Source organism: Vibrio sp. Isolate25 (assembly GCF_022398025.1).
In the GTDB taxonomy this organism is placed as follows: domain Bacteria; phylum Pseudomonadota; class Gammaproteobacteria; order Enterobacterales; family Vibrionaceae; genus Vibrio; species Vibrio coralliilyticus_A.
On sequence record NZ_JAKEUT010000001.1, the window covers coordinates 602,477 to 618,593 of the forward strand.

The 16,117-nt window shown below is 43.4% G+C and carries 15 protein-coding genes; 9 read left to right on the top strand and 6 right to left on the bottom strand.

Going from position 1 to position 16,117, the window contains the following annotated elements; all coding sequences use genetic code 11:
• Window positions 1–235: 235 nt before the first annotated feature.
• From nrdD to L1D15_RS02605, 5 genes are all read left to right on the top strand, one after another.
• Window positions 236–2,356, top strand: coding sequence for an anaerobic ribonucleoside-triphosphate reductase (gene nrdD / locus L1D15_RS02585; RefSeq protein ID WP_239874573.1), 2,121 nt, complete (start codon window positions 236–238; stop codon window positions 2,354–2,356).
• Between the two features lie 81 nt (window positions 2,357–2,437).
• Entirely contained in the window at window positions 2,438–2,905 is a 468-nt protein-coding gene (nrdG, locus tag L1D15_RS02590) for an anaerobic ribonucleoside-triphosphate reductase-activating protein (RefSeq protein ID WP_239874574.1), read from the top strand.
• 169 nt (window positions 2,906–3,074) lie between these two features.
• Window positions 3,075–4,256 (top strand): amino acid aminotransferase, encoded by a 1,182-nt coding sequence (locus L1D15_RS02595; RefSeq protein WP_239874575.1) that lies wholly within the window; start codon window positions 3,075–3,077, stop codon window positions 4,254–4,256.
• A gap of 73 nt (window positions 4,257–4,329) precedes the next feature.
• Window positions 4,330–4,953: an ATP-dependent zinc protease gene (locus L1D15_RS02600; RefSeq protein ID WP_239874576.1), complete on the top strand. Its 624-nt coding sequence runs from the start codon at window positions 4,330–4,332 to the stop codon at window positions 4,951–4,953.
• 216 nt (window positions 4,954–5,169) lie between these two features.
• Window positions 5,170–5,580, top strand: a complete 411-nt coding sequence (locus L1D15_RS02605; RefSeq protein ID WP_239863967.1) for an NUDIX hydrolase — start codon at window positions 5,170–5,172, stop codon at window positions 5,578–5,580.
• A gap of 35 nt (window positions 5,581–5,615) precedes the next feature.
• Here L1D15_RS02605 and L1D15_RS02610 read toward each other — a convergent pair whose 3' ends face one another.
• Both L1D15_RS02610 and L1D15_RS02615 read right to left on the bottom strand, forming a co-directional pair.
• Window positions 5,616–6,089, bottom strand: coding sequence for an FKBP-type peptidyl-prolyl cis-trans isomerase (locus tag L1D15_RS02610; RefSeq protein WP_239874577.1), 474 nt, complete (start codon window positions 6,087–6,089; stop codon window positions 5,616–5,618).
• Between the two features lie 19 nt (window positions 6,090–6,108).
• Window positions 6,109–6,729, bottom strand: a complete 621-nt coding sequence (locus L1D15_RS02615; protein ID WP_239835207.1) for a thiol:disulfide interchange protein DsbA/DsbL — start codon at window positions 6,727–6,729, stop codon at window positions 6,109–6,111.
• Window positions 6,730–6,965: 236 nt separating this feature from the next.
• On the opposite strand from L1D15_RS02615, the gene L1D15_RS02620 reads away from it, so the two are divergent.
• Entirely contained in the window at window positions 6,966–7,583 is a 618-nt protein-coding gene (locus tag L1D15_RS02620; RefSeq protein ID WP_239863971.1) for an OmpA family protein, read from the top strand.
• Window positions 7,584–7,686: 103 nt separating this feature from the next.
• The gene (locus L1D15_RS02625) at window positions 7,687–8,472 is read left to right on the top strand and encodes a transporter substrate-binding domain-containing protein (RefSeq protein ID WP_239874578.1); all 786 of its coding nucleotides are present in this window, start codon (window positions 7,687–7,689) and stop codon (window positions 8,470–8,472) included.
• Between the two features lie 19 nt (window positions 8,473–8,491).
• Here L1D15_RS02625 and glpC read toward each other — a convergent pair whose 3' ends face one another.
• From glpC to glpA, 3 genes are read right to left on the bottom strand one after another with little or no spacing between them, the layout of a single operon-like run.
• A complete protein-coding gene (gene glpC, locus L1D15_RS02630; protein ID WP_239874579.1) occupies window positions 8,492–9,721 on the bottom strand; it encodes an anaerobic glycerol-3-phosphate dehydrogenase subunit GlpC in 1,230 nt (409 codons plus the stop codon).
• Window positions 9,718–11,022: a glycerol-3-phosphate dehydrogenase subunit GlpB gene (gene glpB, locus L1D15_RS02635; protein ID WP_239874580.1), complete on the bottom strand. Its 1,305-nt coding sequence runs from the start codon at window positions 11,020–11,022 to the stop codon at window positions 9,718–9,720. Before glpB ends, glpC begins: the two co-directional genes overlap by 4 nt.
• Window positions 11,019–12,656 carry an anaerobic glycerol-3-phosphate dehydrogenase subunit A gene (gene glpA / locus L1D15_RS02640; RefSeq protein ID WP_239874581.1) on the bottom strand — a complete coding sequence of 546 codons (1,638 nt, stop codon included), beginning with the start codon at window positions 12,654–12,656 and terminating at the stop codon, window positions 11,019–11,021. The genes glpB and glpA overlap by 4 nt, the downstream gene beginning before the upstream one ends.
• 508 nt (window positions 12,657–13,164) lie before the next feature.
• Between glpA and L1D15_RS02645 the strand changes: the two genes are divergently transcribed.
• Entirely contained in the window at window positions 13,165–14,016 is an 852-nt protein-coding gene (locus L1D15_RS02645) for an MIP/aquaporin family protein (RefSeq protein ID WP_239835201.1), read from the top strand.
• A gap of 45 nt (window positions 14,017–14,061) precedes the next feature.
• Window positions 14,062–15,576, top strand: a complete 1,515-nt coding sequence (glpK, locus tag L1D15_RS02650; protein WP_239835200.1) for a glycerol kinase GlpK — start codon at window positions 14,062–14,064, stop codon at window positions 15,574–15,576.
• Between the two features lie 55 nt (window positions 15,577–15,631).
• Here the strand turns inward: glpK and L1D15_RS02655 are convergent, their stop codons facing one another.
• Window positions 15,632–15,877: a YgjV family protein gene (locus L1D15_RS02655; RefSeq protein WP_239836237.1), complete on the bottom strand. Its 246-nt coding sequence runs from the start codon at window positions 15,875–15,877 to the stop codon at window positions 15,632–15,634.
• Between the last annotated feature and the right edge of the window lie 240 nt (window positions 15,878–16,117).

A 16,117-nucleotide genomic window follows, 5' to 3' on the forward strand; every position in this document is an offset into this window, starting at 1 on the left:
AGTGAAAATCGAGTGAAAATCACTTTTTTCATACATTTCTTTCAAGCTGAGATCACTGCCACTAAGATCGATTTGATCTTAATCTAGGGCCCAATTTTATTGATCGAAATCAATACATACCATGAGCTCATCTCGTTAAATACGCCACAATATATTGTGTTGGTAGAGTAAAAATTAACCCTATATAGTGTATTTGTGGATAACTCTGTGAGTATTTAAAGGGTAAGGAGAGAAGGTGAAACCAATCGTAATCAAACGTGACGGCTCTAGAGCTCCGTTTAGCAGGGATCGCATTCAAGCTGCTGTTGAAGCAGCGGCAGAGCATGTCGATAAAGAGATCGCTATTTACGCGTTAAATGTCGCGTTAGCGGTGGAGCTGAAGCTAAGAGATCACGATGAAGTTCATATTACTGAGATTCAAACCTTAGTAGAAAACGAGTTGATGCAAGGTCCTTACAAATCACTGGCGCGGTCATATATTGAATATCGACATGACCGTGACATAGCGCGAGAAAAGCAGAGTACATTAACACGGGAAATTGAAGGCCTTATTGAGGAAAGTAATGTCGATCTTATTAACGAGAACGCAAATAAAGATGGCAAGGTAATTCCAACTCAACGTGATTTATTAGCGGGTATTGTTGCTAAGCATTATGCTAAAACTCACATTCTGCCTCGCGATATTGTTCAAGCCCATGAACAAGGCGATATTCACTACCATGATTTAGATTACGCACCGTTCTTCCCTATGTTTAACTGTATGTTGATCGACCTAAAAGGCATGTTGACACATGGTTTTAAAATGGGGAATGCCGAAATAGATACGCCAAAATCTATTTCGACAGCGACCGCAGTCACCGCACAAATCATTGCTCAAGTGGCCAGCCATATCTATGGCGGAACGACAATCAATCGGATTGATGAAGTCTTAGAACCTTACGTGATGGCAAGTTACGCAAAACACCTTGAGATAGCTAAAGATTGGGACATCCATGAACCGGAGGCATTTGCACGTGCTCGAACGGAAAAAGAGTGTTATGACGCTTTTCAGTCTTTAGAATATGAAGTCAACACGCTTCACACCGCAAACGGTCAAACTCCCTTTGTCACTTTCGGCTTTGGGCTTGGCACTAGTTGGGCTTCACGCTTAATTCAGCAGTCTATCTTGAAAAATCGTATTGCTGGTTTAGGTAAAAACCGGAAAACTGCGGTGTTCCCTAAACTGGTTTTTGGCATCAAAGACGGACTTAACCACAAAGAGGCTGATCCTAACTACGATATTAAGAAACTCGCACTAGAATGTGCTTCAAAGCGCATGTATCCAGATATTCTTAATTACGAAAAAGTGGTAGAAGTCACGGGTTCATTTAAGACGCCAATGGGTTGTCGTAGCTTTTTGGGTACCTACCGAGAAGAGGGAGAACTCATCCATGAAGGGCGCAATAATTTAGGTGTGGTTAGCTTGAACTTACCGCGAATTGCCATTCAATCTGAAGGCTGCGAAGCGAAGTTCTATGAGATCTTGAATGAAAGACTGGTGCTGTCACGTCGAGCGCTGGAGACTCGTATCTCAAGACTCGAAAATGTCAAAGCGCGTGTGGCGCCTATTCTATACATGGAAGGAGCATGCGGAGTTCGACTTAAAGCTGATGAACCTATCGCCAACATTTTTAAGCACGGTCGAGCATCTATTTCTCTTGGTTATATTGGTATCCATGAAACCATCAACGCACTCTATGGTAATAATGAACACGTGTACGATAGCTCAGAGCTACGTGAAAAAGCACTGAATATTATTAAGCACCTAAAAACAACAGTGAATCAATGGGCTGAAGAGTCGGGTTATGGTTATAGCTTATACGGCACGCCAAGTGAGAATCTGTGCAGCCGATTCTGCCGTATCGATACCAAGGAATTTGGTGTGCTTGAGGGAGTCACTGAAAAAGGGTACTACACCAACAGCTTCCATTTAGATGTTGAGAAAAAGGTTAACCCATATGACAAGATCGACTTTGAAATGCCTTACCCTGAGATCTCAAGCGGTGGATTCATTTGCTACGGTGAGTTTCCGAACATGCAGCGCAATATAGAAGCGCTAGAAAATGTGTGGGACTATAGCTATAGCCGCGTCCCTTACTATGGAACCAATACGCCCATCGATGAATGTTATGAATGTGGTTATAACGGAGAATTCGACTGCACCAGTAAGGGCTTTACCTGCCCAAGCTGCGGGAATCATGACTCGACTAAAGTTTCGGTAACCCGACGTGTTTGCGGATATTTGGGAAGCCCCGATGCAAGGCCGTTTAATTTCGGTAAACAAGAAGAAGTCAAACGTCGGGTGAAACATCTGTAACATTTTTGGTTAGTGAATAGGGCGAAACCTTCGTCCTTTTCTCAATGCCAGTACTGAGATTGTATGGAGTCGAATGGCATCATGAATTATCACCAATATTATCCAGTCGATGTTGTAAACGGACCTGGTACTCGCTGTACTCTGTTTGTCTCGGGGTGTGTGCATCAATGCCGTGGTTGTTACAATCAATCCACGCAGCGCCTTGATTCTGGCGCGTTGTTTACCCAAGCAGCAGAAGACCAGATCCTTCTGGATTTAAAAGATACCCGTATAAAACGACGTGGTTTGTCTTTGTCCGGCGGAGATCCACTTCATCCTGCAAACGTGGCGGATGTCCTCAAGCTAGTAAAGCGTGTGCGTAAAGAGTGCCCTGATAAAGACATCTGGATGTGGACCGGCTACACACTGGCAGAATTGACGTCAGAACAAAGCGAGGTGGTTGAACTACTCGATGTACTTATTGACGGAAAATTTGAGCAAGAGAAAAAAGATCTCAAGCTGGAGTGGAGGGGGAGTTCCAATCAAATCATACACAGGTTCAAAATCTAACCTTAGCGATAGCGTTTTATTCTGAACTACTACTTTGTGTTGCAATTATGTTAACTGGTGCAGGTTTTTATCCTGTTTTGCTCTTAGCCGCTAAAATTTTATTTCTGAATTAAAGGATTCAATGATAAGTTGAACACCGTTACTTGAATTTCAAAGGGTTATGACTTTCATGTTCTCTAATTTACCAACACCTACATTGGATCCTATCCTTTCTTTATCCGTTGCATACCGAAACGATCCCCGTCCTGACAAAGTGGACTTGGGTATTGGCGTCTATAAAAATAGCGCCGGTGAAACCCCGGTCATGAAAGCTATTTTGCAAGCGCAAGATATTGTTGTTGAAACACAAAAGACGAAATCTTATGTCGGGTTAGCTGGCTGTGAAGAGTTCAACCAGAGCATGGTTGATTTACTACTATCAGGCACCTCTGCAATGGACCGTGTTGCAGCGATCCAGACGCCGGGGGCAAGTGGCGCCTTGCGTATGTTGGGTGACTTAATGAAAGTTGCTCAGCCAGAAACTACGGTTTGGATTTCGAACCCAAGCTATGTTAACCATCGACCAGTCATGGAAGCTGCAGGGTTAAAAGTTAAACACTACTCTTATTTCAGCCCAGAGACTAAGCAAGTCGACACAGGTCGCATGTTGGAAGAGTTATCGCAGGCAGGGCCGAAAGATGTGGTACTTCTTCACGGGTGTTGCCATAACCCAACGGGCGCCGATATTGATTTCTCAGCATGGCAAGCCATTACGGAACTTTCTCAGAAGAATGGTTTTATTCCGTTTGTGGATATCGCGTACCAAGGGTTTGGCGATGGTTTAGAAGAAGATGCCAAAGGCTTACGCTTTATGGCTGATAACGTTGAAGAGATGCTGATAACGACGTCGTGTTCAAAAAACTTTGGCCTATATCGCGAACGCACAGGTGCGGCCATTGTCGTTGGTAAGTCTGTACAAGATGTCAATAACGCAAAAGGTAAGTTACTGACGTTGGCTCGTGCGACTTACACTATGCCACCAGATCACGGTGCTGCGTTGGTTAAGACTATTCTTCAAAATGAAAGCTTAACACATGTTTGGAAGCAAGAATTGAGTGAAATGCAGCAGCGCTTGCTCAACCTCCGTCAAACTTTGTGTAATGAACTGAGAAATACCCATAACACTTCACAGTTCGATTTCATTGAAAGCCACAAAGGCATGTTTACTGTGCTAGGATTTACTCAAGACCAAATGACGCAACTCCGTGAAGAGTATGGTATTTATGGTGTCGGTGACGGTCGAATTAACATCGCAGGACTAACAGAAAAAGATATTCCTTACGTAGCCGATGCGATAGTTAAAGTGTCTTAAATTTTGCTTTAAGGCTCACATCATGTGGGCCTTTTTAAAAGCAGTCGTGTCTTGTTATTAGTTAGGTGATCGAATGAACAAACCGTGGAAAGCTTTAATTCCGATTATGCTTAGTGGTGGTTTGATGGCATGTTCTACAACAGGTCAACAGCCGGTAGAGTCAGAGCAAAAACCACAAGTTGAAGAGCCTAAAGTAGAGCCAGAAAAAGAAACAAAACCGGAAACAGAGCCGGAAGAGAAACCTAAGCCAAAACCACAGGCAAGAAAGACGCCTGATGGGAAGCTGATAATGGGTGAACAAGAATGGGTGTATGTTCCGGGGCTAGAAGAAAGTTTTAAAGCACGAATCGATACAGGTGCAACCACCTCCTCGATCAGTGCTACGGATGTCGTTGAATTTGAACGTGATGGAAAAGATTGGGTTAAGTTCAAGATTGAGCATGATGACATCAAGAGTAAAGAGATTGCTTTGCCTGTCCAACGCTGGGTGAAAATTCGCCAGTCGACTGCAGAAGAGTCTGAACGTCGCGCTGTCGTTGAATCTTGGATTCAAATCGGGGATCTAAAGGAGAAAACCGAATTCACGCTTGCTGATAGAACGCACCTCAAGTTTCCATTGTTGCTTGGACGTAGCTTTTTTAAAGATGTCGCAGTGGTCGATGTCAGCAAAAAGTTTGTGCAGGAAAAGCATAAGTAAAGAAGTAGCAAAGCAAGAACGGCACCATATAAGGTGCCGTTTTTTATTGTTTTACATTGAGATTTTTGAACACAGTGAGAGAACTTAATTGCATATTCAGTTACTCTGCGCGGGTTCTTAACATTCCGTATCGGTGGCAGGCATTTCTAATTTAAAAAACACAATACGCCTAGGTTGGAAGTACCGATACAGTCAGCTTAATCCAAGGAGCCCCAAATGAAGCATTTAGCGATGGCCGTTGTTATCAGAAACGGCAAAGTTCTGATTCAAGAACGTTACCGTGCAGAGCAAGGTATGGTGATGGAATTTCCGGGAGGTGAAGCCAATGAAAACGAACCAGGAACAGACGCCGCTATCCGAGAGCTCTATGAAGAAACTCACCTAAGTGGCCTCTCACATTTAGCGACTTATAGCGATATTAATGAATATGGTGGGAGAATTTACTACGTCGTGTTGCATGCTAACGAGTCAGCAGTACCAGTCGCACACGACAAAGGCAGACAGCAAACATTTTACTGGATGTCGATTGAAGATATTCCAACCCATGACTTTTATAAAGCAGACGTTAACTTTATCCAGCGTCATCTAAAGAAACATTTGCGCCGAGAGTCAAAAGAACTTGTATAGAAGAAAGGCCAATCATTGAATGATTGGCCTTGCTGTTATTGGATTTCTAAAAGTTCCACATCAAAGATTAAAGTTGATGCTGGTGGAATAGGACCGGTACCGTTCTTGCCATACGCCAAGGGACTTGGAATAAACAAGCGGAACTTGTCGCCTTCTACCATATGAGTCAGGCCTTCTTGCCAGCCTTTAATCACTTGTTTCAAAGCGAATGAAATCGGCTCACCACGCTCAACTGAGCTATCAAAAACAGTACCGTCAATCAATGTGCCGTGATAATGCACCTTAACTTTACTCTTAGTGGTTGGATGGACAGTGCCTGTCCCTTTATTGAGCACCAAGTACTGCAACCCGCTCTCAGTAGTGACTACGCCTTCTTTCGTGGCGTTTTCTAGAAGGAAGGCTTGCCCGGCTGCGAAGTTTTCTTCGCCTGCTTTACTTGTTACTAAAGTGCGGTAAATCATAAAGCCTGCTAGAACCAGAACGACAATGGGAATAATAATTTTAGACATGAGTCTTTTCCGTATTTACTTAAGGTTGTTGAGTAAGATAATTGATGGTGTTGGCGATGTCTTGAACATCTTTATGGCCTGATGTCAGAACCATGTATTTACCATTGATAATAAAGGTCGGTACGGAGTTTATCTGACCTTTTTCTGTGAGGTTTTCTGCAAGCTGCATTGCTTTAAATAATTGATTTTGATTCTCTTCTTTTAGCTCATATGGGCTTACCAAGCCTCGCGATTGAAACGCTTGAATAATCGCTTGTTTTTTCTCTGCCATTGTTGCGTTGTTACCCATTTGTGCGGCTTGAAATAGCTCGTTCATCATGGAGTGATCAGGCTTTTGCCCAAGTTGCATCTCAGCAGTGTAATAAATCATGGCACTGATTTTAGCACTGTCATTAAAAGTAACGTGAACCTTGCCAATGTTTTGTTGAGTCAGTTCTTCAAGCTGAGGAAGGACTGACTCCATTTTTTTACAGTGGCCGCAGTTTAATGAGAAAACTTCGGTCACCTGAGGTAAACGATAAGTGGACAAGTCCGTAGAGAGTGTTTGGAATTGTTTACCTTCCTGAGGCACATCTCGGTCGCTACAGCCTGCCAACAAAGTGACAAACACGATGGCAAATAAGGTCATCATTTTTTTCATAATAATACTCTTTGTGGACACTGGCCATTTTGATGCTCAGCGAGGTTGTAATAGCTGGATTTTACTCTTTCACAGGCCTTAACTAAACAGTTCTGGCAGTGAAATGCTTATTAAATCATTTCAGAACGTTAAGTGGTCAGAAGGCGAACAGTAAAGGGTTAAATTATCATTAAAGTATTCCCAAATTTGCCGATATAAATGATGTATCGAAACGGAAACGAACGAATGGTGGATCGATGAAATATCTTGCCTTGCCTCTGATCTTGCTTCTGACAGGTTGTGGAAATCTGTCAAAGGAAATGCGTTACCTAACGGAAGACATGCTCGAAACCGCACCAAAGACAGATTTTGAGGTTCGATACCCTAATTGGGGGGATGCCCCTCAACTGGCTTCGTCAGGCGTTAAAGGCCCAATGGGGCAAATGCGCACGACCAGCTACAGTGATCTGCAGAACTTCTTGCTGAAGAATGGTGTTGACTACGAAGTACTACCGGGCAATCACGTCATGGTTAAGCTAACCGACACCATCAAGTTCAACACTGGGTCTTCGATGGTTAAGCCCGATTCAATGTACTGGCTAGATATGATGGGGCGCTATCTTGCAACACAACCTGGCATCGACATCGTCATTGATGGTCATGCTGACAGTACTGGTGCACCAACATTTAATGATTCACTTTCTATGAAGCGTGCCAAAGCCGTGAAGCAACAGCTGGTCAGCCATAATGTGGCGATGAACTCTATCTACACAAGAGGCTATGGGGAATATGTTCCAGCTTGCTCAAACAAAACCAATGCTGGAAAAGCGTGTAATAGACGGGTAGAAGTCCTATTTATCGTTTCGAATAACTGAGAAAAGTTCGCGCAACTCAAAAGCCAAAGCTAGACTTATTAAATACAATTCAATGACGCTTCATTGGGATTGTATTGATTAGCTTAGTGTTAGCGGAGAGTCTATGCTCCATAAACTTCAGCCTTTATTTAAGGGCTTGGGTATATTGTTTACCTATTTCTGCCTTGTTTTTATTCCTCTGTCCGCTTCTTCGCAAACAGTCACCATTGCCGTTGGGGGGGAATATCCTCCCTATCACTCTAAACAGCTGCCTGGTGATGGCATCAATGCTCAAATTGTAACAGCTGCATTTAGAACTCAAAATGTTGCAGTAAAGTATGTGTACTTACCAACGTGGAAAGAAGCCTTTGATTTCGCGGCGCAAGGGAAGGCTGATGCCACGGCGTTATGGGAGTTAAATAAACAGTATCACGAACTTTTCTTGGTCAGTGATGTTGTCTATAAGATAAACGCACACTTCTTTTACAAAGAAGAGCTAGAATTCGACTGGAATCATATAGAAGATCTTAAAGGCTTAAAAGTGAGTGCTTTGGTTGGTGGCTATTATGGTGAACCATTTGAAAATGCCGAGCAAAGTGGAAAAATTTCCGTCGAGCGAGTTGATGATGAAGCTAAAAATATTAAGAAATTAATCACGGGCACTATTGATGTTTCACCGCTTTATATCGCATACGTTAACTACGTTCTTAAGAAAGAAGGACTAGAGTCAGAAGGGGAACGTTTGGCTTACCATCCTACGCCTTTGTTTATCAATACTCTGCACCTATTGCTACCTAAGCGAAGTTCCGAAAGTAAGCAGAGATTGATGACTTTCAATAAAGGCCTGAAAGTCATCAAAAAAAATGGCAAGTTACAAGCTATTCTGAACGCACATCTTCATTATCGATGACTTCTCGAAACGAGAGCATTTAATGGCTTATTGCCATTGCTAGTAAAGAAATGGGGTGAATAGTTTCTAGCTGCGTGTTTTCTTCTATCTGCCACTTACAGGTTTCGCAATCTGTAATCGCATAGTCTGCTTCTGCGTTTTTGATCGATTCAAACAAGTGGTGTCCTATCTTCATTGAAACCGAATAATTTTCTTCTTTAAATCCATATGTGCCAGCGAGTCCACAGCATTCGCTATCTAACACAATCAGATCCAATCCTGGGATCTGGCGCAACACCTCTAGAGTGAATATCACATTACCGCTTCGCTCTAGGTGGCAGGGAGTATGGTATACCACGCGTTTGTTAATCGGTGACATAGATGGTGTGTTGCCGTTCATAAACTCTTTAAGCAGATATTTCATCACGTAATCAATACGGTTGTTGATGTGGTGATTTTCGACCCCTAATACATGCGGATACTCTTGCTTTAGGGTGAATGAGCATGTTGAGGAAGTCGAAATAACGGTTCGGTCATGTTTTATCACTGCATCCTCAATGTTCTTTACATTGAACTCTGCGTGACGGCGAGCTTTGTTATGAAAGCCATTTGCAATCAGCGGCACGCCGCAGCACTTTTCTTTTTCTAGTAACTGAACACCTATCCCCATAGTGTTCATGACGGTGATGAGGTCTTTGCCGAGTTGAGGATGGTTGTAGTTGACGTAACAACCATGAAAGTAACTAACTTGTTTAGGGTATAAATTCTGCTCAGAAACCTGCTTTTTGTACCAGCGACGAAACGTACCGTGAGAGTATTTGGGTAAGGATTTATGGTCATGCACACCAATGGTTTTATGCATGATCGTCTTGATGGGCTTGTTGTCTGTGATCTTATTGACCAACGGAGCAACAGGTGTTGCTAGAGTGCCGAACAGGTCGGTATAGCTTAAAACGAAATCCCGAATGAGCTTTGGACTTAGGCGTTTTTTTGCGTATTTCCCTCTAGCAACGGCGATGATGTCGCCAATGTTGACACCTGATGGACAAGCCGTTTCACATCGCTTGCAATTGGTACAAAGCTTAAGCGCTTCGTCGTAGTACTCCGCATTTTTTATACGTAATCGCTCTCCATCTGGGCCTGATTGCTTAGGGCCAGGGTAAAGTGGGTTTGCTTTAGCTACCGGGCAGTAAACCGTACAAACAGTGCATTTAATGCATTGGTCAAAGCTAGTGATTTGAGGTGCGTGAGTGGCGAATTTTGTTGTCATACACGGGCCTCCTCAGATGTCATTGAGTGAATAATATTTTCTGCGACCTTATATGCTGACGCGATGGCAACACCGCCGCCACACCCTTCATGTATAGGATCATAATGAGACAACACTGAACCACAACAATGTAAATTGCTTATCGTCTGCCCATTTCTCGAAGGACTAAATTGACTGTTGGTCACAACGCCAAACTGCATAAATGGATGAGGTTGCTGACTCAAAAATGCTTTAGCGCGCCACTGGCGTCGGTGTTGGTGAAAATAAACGTCGAGGTTGAACACAGGTTCCACAACTTGAGTCGATTTCGCCACCAATCCATGGCTGAAGTAGCTTCCAGAGGCAAGAATGTAGTGCTTAGCTATCAGCGGAAAGTCTTCTAAATTCGCAGTTTGAATTGATTCGATACATGGTTTGTTGAGGTACCATTTTGCAGAGAGAGCTTTATCGCCTTTAAGCTGAATACCACCAAGACGGATAAATGCTCTATAAAGAGCTTCTTCAATGCGAATCCCTAGTAAAGAAGGAGGCATAGTGGGCACTTCGTGAAAATTAAGCTGGGTGAGCTGCTGAAGTTTTTCCATCAAGGTGAGTCCATCGCCATTTCCAATTATGGCAGGGAGAATAACAAGGTCATCTTTTGTCGCACCATCGCTGAGCTGATGGACTAGGCTGGAGAATGCTTTAGGCTGTTTGAGAGCCCTCGAAATATCAATAGAACGCAGTTCATTAGGGTTTTGGCGTGATGACTCAAAACCTGGAATACGAATAGGCAGTATTTTTTTCTCTATATGTTGAAATGCTTCGATTTGGCTAAGATTATCGAATGCAAGTTGTGGCTGAAAATCCCTAAATCCATCGATGGCAACGAGCACTAGCCTTTTGAATGCGGCTTGATGATGAAACTGGTGTACGAAAGGCTGTGATAACCATGTTGATTTTAGTGTCCCAAGAGGAGTAATTCGACAGTGATTGTTGTGATCTGAACTGTGCGATAGAGACACGCCTTCTTTAGCTAATGTGGTCTGAAACCATTTCAATGAAGATTGTATTTCTTCAACACGCATTTTGCTGTAAGGATGTTCAGGGGAGAGCTCTTTGAGCTGATGAATACCAGAAAATGGATCTTTGATTGCTTGACCATTAGGTAAACTACTCAGTACGTCAATGGAGCCAGAAGAGAAGTGCAAAGAGCTATGGCCTTGATTGATTAATACGGTTTTAAGTCCTGATTCCAAACACCTAAGAGCAGCGCAGTAACCTGCAATCCCACCTCCAATGATTGCGACATCATATTTCATTGGGTTTCCTCCTTCTTTTCGGCATGGTTATCTAACTGGCTGGCACCAAATAAACCCTCATAAATCCAGTGACTAAATTCGGCCTCTCTGAGAGCATCTCCCCAAAAAATGGGTTGTATTCCTTTCCATCGCTCTTCTAAAAATTCGTTCAGCAGTAGACTACATTGGTAACCATCAGCATTGGCATATTTATTAAACAAGTGCGCTGCTCGATAACTGCATAATTCTCCTTGGCAGGGGCCCATACCAAGCCTAGTTCTTCGGCGTAAATCGACCAGAGAATGAACATTAAGCTGTTTAATGGCATACTCAATTTCACCCGCTGTTACCATCTCACATTCACAAATAACGGTTTGTTTATCTAGGCTCTCATGAAGAAACTCTGCGACGCGTTCTCCATGTCTGTAATACGCAGATTCGTAAACAGGCTTAGCGATACTGGCTGTTTTCCGGCTTTTTAGTTTATGTTCGTTTGAACCAGGTAAGGGTTTGGTATGGGTTGAGCAAGGTGTATCTACTGACAGTTTTTCGGCCAACAAATCAGTGGTCCATTCGGCCATAAGACGATAAGTCATTAGTTTGCCACCAGTGATGGTTGTAAAGCCTTTGAGGCCATCACGCTTTTCGTGATCGAGGAGTACGATGCCTCGGCTAATGTTTCGCCCACTACCATCGTCATCAACGGATACGAGCGGTCGAACGCCTGCGTAAGCGCGCAGCACTCGCGTATTAGCCATAATGGGAGCGAGTTTTGCCCCTTCTTCAAGTAAAACATCGACCTCTCTATCACTGACATGGAGATCATCAATCTGCTCGTAATCGATATGTTCAGAAGTAGTACCAATAAGGGAAATGGTGTCGCCAGGTACAAGGATGTCAGCATCGGAAGGCTTACGACAGCGGTTGATGACCAAGTTGTTAATGCGATAGTCGAGTATGAGCAGTGAGCCTTTAGCCGGAAACATTTTTATTTTTAAATCTGCATATTCGCAAATATTTTGGCCCCAAATGCCAGCCGCATTGACAACCTGTTTGGCGAACACTTGAAAAGGTTCATTGTGCTGCGTGTTGTAGCAATTAACACCAAGGACAGTATCTTCATGCCGGATCAAGGACAACACTTTGGTTTTATTAAAGAGGCGAGCGCCATGTTCTTTGGCGTCAAGCACATTGGAGGCGCATAAACGGAAAGGATCTAGTGTCCCATCAGGCACTTGGACTGCCCCGACTAATTTAGGGTTAACATTGGGTTCGAGCGAGAGGGCTTGTTTCGCTGTTAAGCGTTTTGTGTCGATACCTGCAGTGTCACAAGCGCCAATAAAGGTGTTTTGAAAATCAATATCATCTTCAGGTAAGGTGATAAAGAGCCCTGAGGTTTCTTCCACACAATGACGAGCAATTGACTTCAGTATACGGTTTTCTTGAATACACTCCTTGGCCGACTCCTCATCAGTGACGGCGTAACGAGCGCCAGAATGTAGCAGTCCATGATTCCGTCCAGTTGTTCCTGACGCAATGTCATCTTGCTCTAAAAGGATGCAACGAATCCCTCGTAATGCGCAGTCGCGCATAATTCCGGTGCCAGTCGCACCGCCTCCAATGATAACAACGTCTGTTTCAAACCGTTTATCCATAGCGAAATGAGCCTTGTGAACAAATATCCTTAAATATAATGTGCCATTTATTTCATTTTATTTTCGATGTATTGCTCACAAATGTTCGAACGAAATAAAAATGCTCGTTGTGATGTTGGTTAATAGGAGGTTTTGGGTACTAACACGCAAGACCCTGTAGATATTACAGTAACAAGAGGCTTGAAAACGTATGCGTAACAAAAGATAAACATATGATAAGTTTGTAGTTAGAGTATTTACACCTGTTTAATGATAAGGCTCTGTCATTACCACTTCTGGCTTGCTAGCAGGAGGGTATGGTTGCAAATTCATGTCAAAGGTGGATTTGGTCGTTAAGATCAAAAAATTGATTTAATTAACAAAATAGAGAACATAAAAATAACAAAATGTGCTCGAACGCTCATTAATGGGCTGGGGAAGTTTAATATCACGCTCTTGTATGCAAAATACAATGCGCAATCAATAAAAAAATAAATTGCGCATCTTAATGTAAACAAGGACTCTTACTATGACTAATAGAAAACCAACCTTACTTGGTGAATGTATCGCTGAGTTTATAGGCACTGGGCTTTTGATTTTCTTTGGCGTTGGCTGTGTTGCTGCTTTAGTACTTGCGGGGGCTCAGTTCGGCCAATGGGAGATCAGTATCGTCTGGGGCTTTGGTGTTTCCATTGCCATTTACTGTACTGCCGGTGTATCAGGTGCACACATCAATCCGGCAGTGACAATCGCACTGGCCGCTTTTCATGGATTCGATAAAGCGAAGGTTATTCCATACATCATCGCTCAAATGTTAGGTGCATTTTGTTCAGCGGCACTGGTATACAGCCTATACAGCAATTTGTTCGTTGATTACGAAATCGCTCATGGCTTCGTCAGAAGCAGCCAAGAAGCACTGGCAACGGCAGGAATCTTTTCTACTTACCCTCATGCGTCGTTATCATTTGCTGGAGCTTTAGCTGTTGAATTTGTCATTACTGCCGTTCTGATGTTCGCAATTCTGGCGCTTGGTGATGAAAATAATGGCGCAGTACGTGGTCCGATGAACCCTCTACTTATTGGTGTGTTGATTGCGGTTATTGGTGGTTCACTTGGGCCTTTGACCGGATTTGCAATGAACCCTGCTCGTGACTTTGGTCCTAAGCTATTCGCATACCTTGCGGGTTGGGATTACGCACTATCAGGTGCTAAAGACATTCCATACTTTATTGTTCCTATATTAGGTCCTATTGCTGGTGCATGTTTTGGTGCTTGGGCTTATCCAAAATTTATCGCTCAATACCTGCCAAACACGGGTACAGGTTGTACGATTCCAAATCAGTGTGACGACACTGAAGAAAATCAAGAAGCGCATGTTTAATACTAAAATTACTAATAGAAATATCGAAACAAGAAGGAAATGATCATGACTGAGCAAAAATACATAGTCGCGCTAGATCAAGGAACAACAAGCTCACGTGCAGTTGTACTCGATCACGATGCAAATATTGTCAGCGTATCTCAGCGTGAGTTCACTCAAATTTACCCTGAAGCAGGTTGGGTAGAGCATGATCCAATGGAAATTTACGCGACACAGAGCTCAGTGCTAGTAGAAGCACTTGGCAAGTCGGGCATTCGTAGCGATGAAGTTGCTGGTATTGGTATTACCAACCAACGAGAAACCACCATCGTATGGAATAAAGAGACAGGTAAGCCAGTCTATAATGCGATTGTTTGGCAGTGTCGCCGTACTGCGGCAATTTGTGAAGATTTAAAGCAGCGTGGCCTTGAAGACTACATTCGAGAAAATACAGGCTTAGTGCTAGACCCATACTTCTCTGGGACTAAAATTAAGTGGATCTTGGACAATGTGGAAGGTGCTCGTGAGGAGGCTGAAGCGGGTAAGCTATTGTTTGGTACGGTGGATACTTGGCTGGTATGGAAGATGACGCAAGGCCGTGTGCACGTGACTGACTACACCAACGCATCACGTACAATGTTATTTAACATTAATACCTTACAGTGGGATGAAAAACTACTTAAAGACATGGACATTCCATTGTCTATGATGCCTGAAGTTAAGAAATCCTCTGAGGTGTATGGTCAAACAAACATTGGTGGTAAAGGTGGTACTCGTATTCCAATTGCTGGTATTGCTGGTGACCAACAAGCTGCACTTTACGGTCAGATGTGTGTTAATGCCGGTCAGGCAAAAAATACATATGGTACGGGCTGTTTCCTTCTTATGAATACAGGACAGGAAAAAGTCACCTCGAAGAATGGCCTTCTAACTACACTTGCGTGTGGACCCGCGGGTGAACCTGCATACGCTCTGGAAGGGGCTGTCTTCATGGGCGGTGCATCTATTCAATGGTTACGTGACGAGATGAAGCTGTTGGCCGACGCAAAAGACTCTGAGTATTTTGCGACTAAAGTAGACACATCAAATGGAGTGTACGTGGTTCCAGCATTTACAGGTCTTGGAGCGCCATACTGGGATGCATATGCTCGCGGTACTATCGTGGGCTTGACTCGTGGTGTTAATTCGAACCACATTATTCGTGCGACACTGGAAGGTATTGCCTACCAGACACGTGATGTACTTGATGCGATGCAAGCGGATTCTGGCATTAAGCTTGAAGCACTTCGTGTTGATGGTGGTGCGGTTGCGAACAACTTCTTGATGCAGTTCCAGTCGGATGTTCTGGATACGCAAGTACTTCGTCCTAAGGTGACTGAAGTTACAGCGTTGGGTGCCGCATATCTTGCAGGTTTGGCAGTTGGCTTCTGGGGTAGCTTGGATGAAGTAGCAAATAAAGCAGAAATCGACAAAACATTTGTTCCTCATCACGATGAAGAAAAACGTAATCGACGTTACAAAGGCTGGAAGCGCGCCGTGAAGTGTGCCCAAGCTTGGGCAGACATGCACGACGAAGAGTAAAGCAAAAACGCCCCGGACATGTTCGGGGCGTTTTGATTTAGCGGATAATGACTTACTATGCTGCGCTTTCGGCTTCAGTGCTCTTTTTTTCGCTTTGCATTTTCGCAAGGAAGTACACATTAACGCATGCAATAAAGCCATTCGTCACTACGACTGGCCACGCATCAATCATAAGACCATAAGCGGTGAAAAGTGCACAACCAATGAAGTTCAGTACACGTAGCTTAACAATGTCTTTCATGGTTAAGGAAATCGCTACCATGATCGATGCTGCGTAACCTAAAATTTCAACCATATCCATAATTTGACCCTCTAAAAGTTTGCCGAACAATGTCGGTACCAATTCTTCTCATCTTGAGATAATTGAGGAAGCTCCATGCCTCGAATGGTCTAAATGATTATCTGTGAGGAAATATAACAGGGCTAAATGTGTGATGAAAGCCCCAGTTTTGGGTTTGTAGAAGGTTAGCGATTACGCAAACGTTTAACGCAATTTACTAAATTATAATAACCAAAAATGTTGGTATTACCTTCCGCTGGA

Coding starts and splice junctions, on each gene's coding strand:
- L1D15_RS02600 (WP_239874576.1), top strand. CDS start 4,330: ATGAACAAACCGTGGAAAGCTTTAATTCCGATTATGCTTAGTGGTGGT.
- nrdG (WP_239874574.1), top strand. CDS start 2,438: ATGAATTATCACCAATATTATCCAGTCGATGTTGTAAACGGACCTGGT.
- L1D15_RS02605 (WP_239863967.1), top strand. CDS start 5,170: ATGAAGCATTTAGCGATGGCCGTTGTTATCAGAAACGGCAAAGTTCTG.
- L1D15_RS02655 (WP_239836237.1), bottom strand. CDS start 15,877: ATGGATATGGTTGAAATTTTAGGTTACGCAGCATCGATCATGGTAGCG.
- L1D15_RS02625 (WP_239874578.1), top strand. CDS start 7,687: ATGCTCCATAAACTTCAGCCTTTATTTAAGGGCTTGGGTATATTGTTT.
- glpB (WP_239874580.1), bottom strand. CDS start 11,022: ATGAAATATGATGTCGCAATCATTGGAGGTGGGATTGCAGGTTACTGC.
- glpK (WP_239835200.1), top strand. CDS start 14,062: ATGACTGAGCAAAAATACATAGTCGCGCTAGATCAAGGAACAACAAGC.
- L1D15_RS02620 (WP_239863971.1), top strand. CDS start 6,966: ATGAAATATCTTGCCTTGCCTCTGATCTTGCTTCTGACAGGTTGTGGA.
- L1D15_RS02645 (WP_239835201.1), top strand. CDS start 13,165: ATGACTAATAGAAAACCAACCTTACTTGGTGAATGTATCGCTGAGTTT.
- glpA (WP_239874581.1), bottom strand. CDS start 12,656: ATGGATAAACGGTTTGAAACAGACGTTGTTATCATTGGAGGCGGTGCG.
- glpC (WP_239874579.1), bottom strand. CDS start 9,721: ATGACAACAAAATTCGCCACTCACGCACCTCAAATCACTAGCTTTGAC.
- L1D15_RS02615 (WP_239835207.1), bottom strand. CDS start 6,729: ATGAAAAAAATGATGACCTTATTTGCCATCGTGTTTGTCACTTTGTTG.
- L1D15_RS02595 (WP_239874575.1), top strand. CDS start 3,075: ATGTTCTCTAATTTACCAACACCTACATTGGATCCTATCCTTTCTTTA.
- L1D15_RS02610 (WP_239874577.1), bottom strand. CDS start 6,089: ATGTCTAAAATTATTATTCCCATTGTCGTTCTGGTTCTAGCAGGCTTT.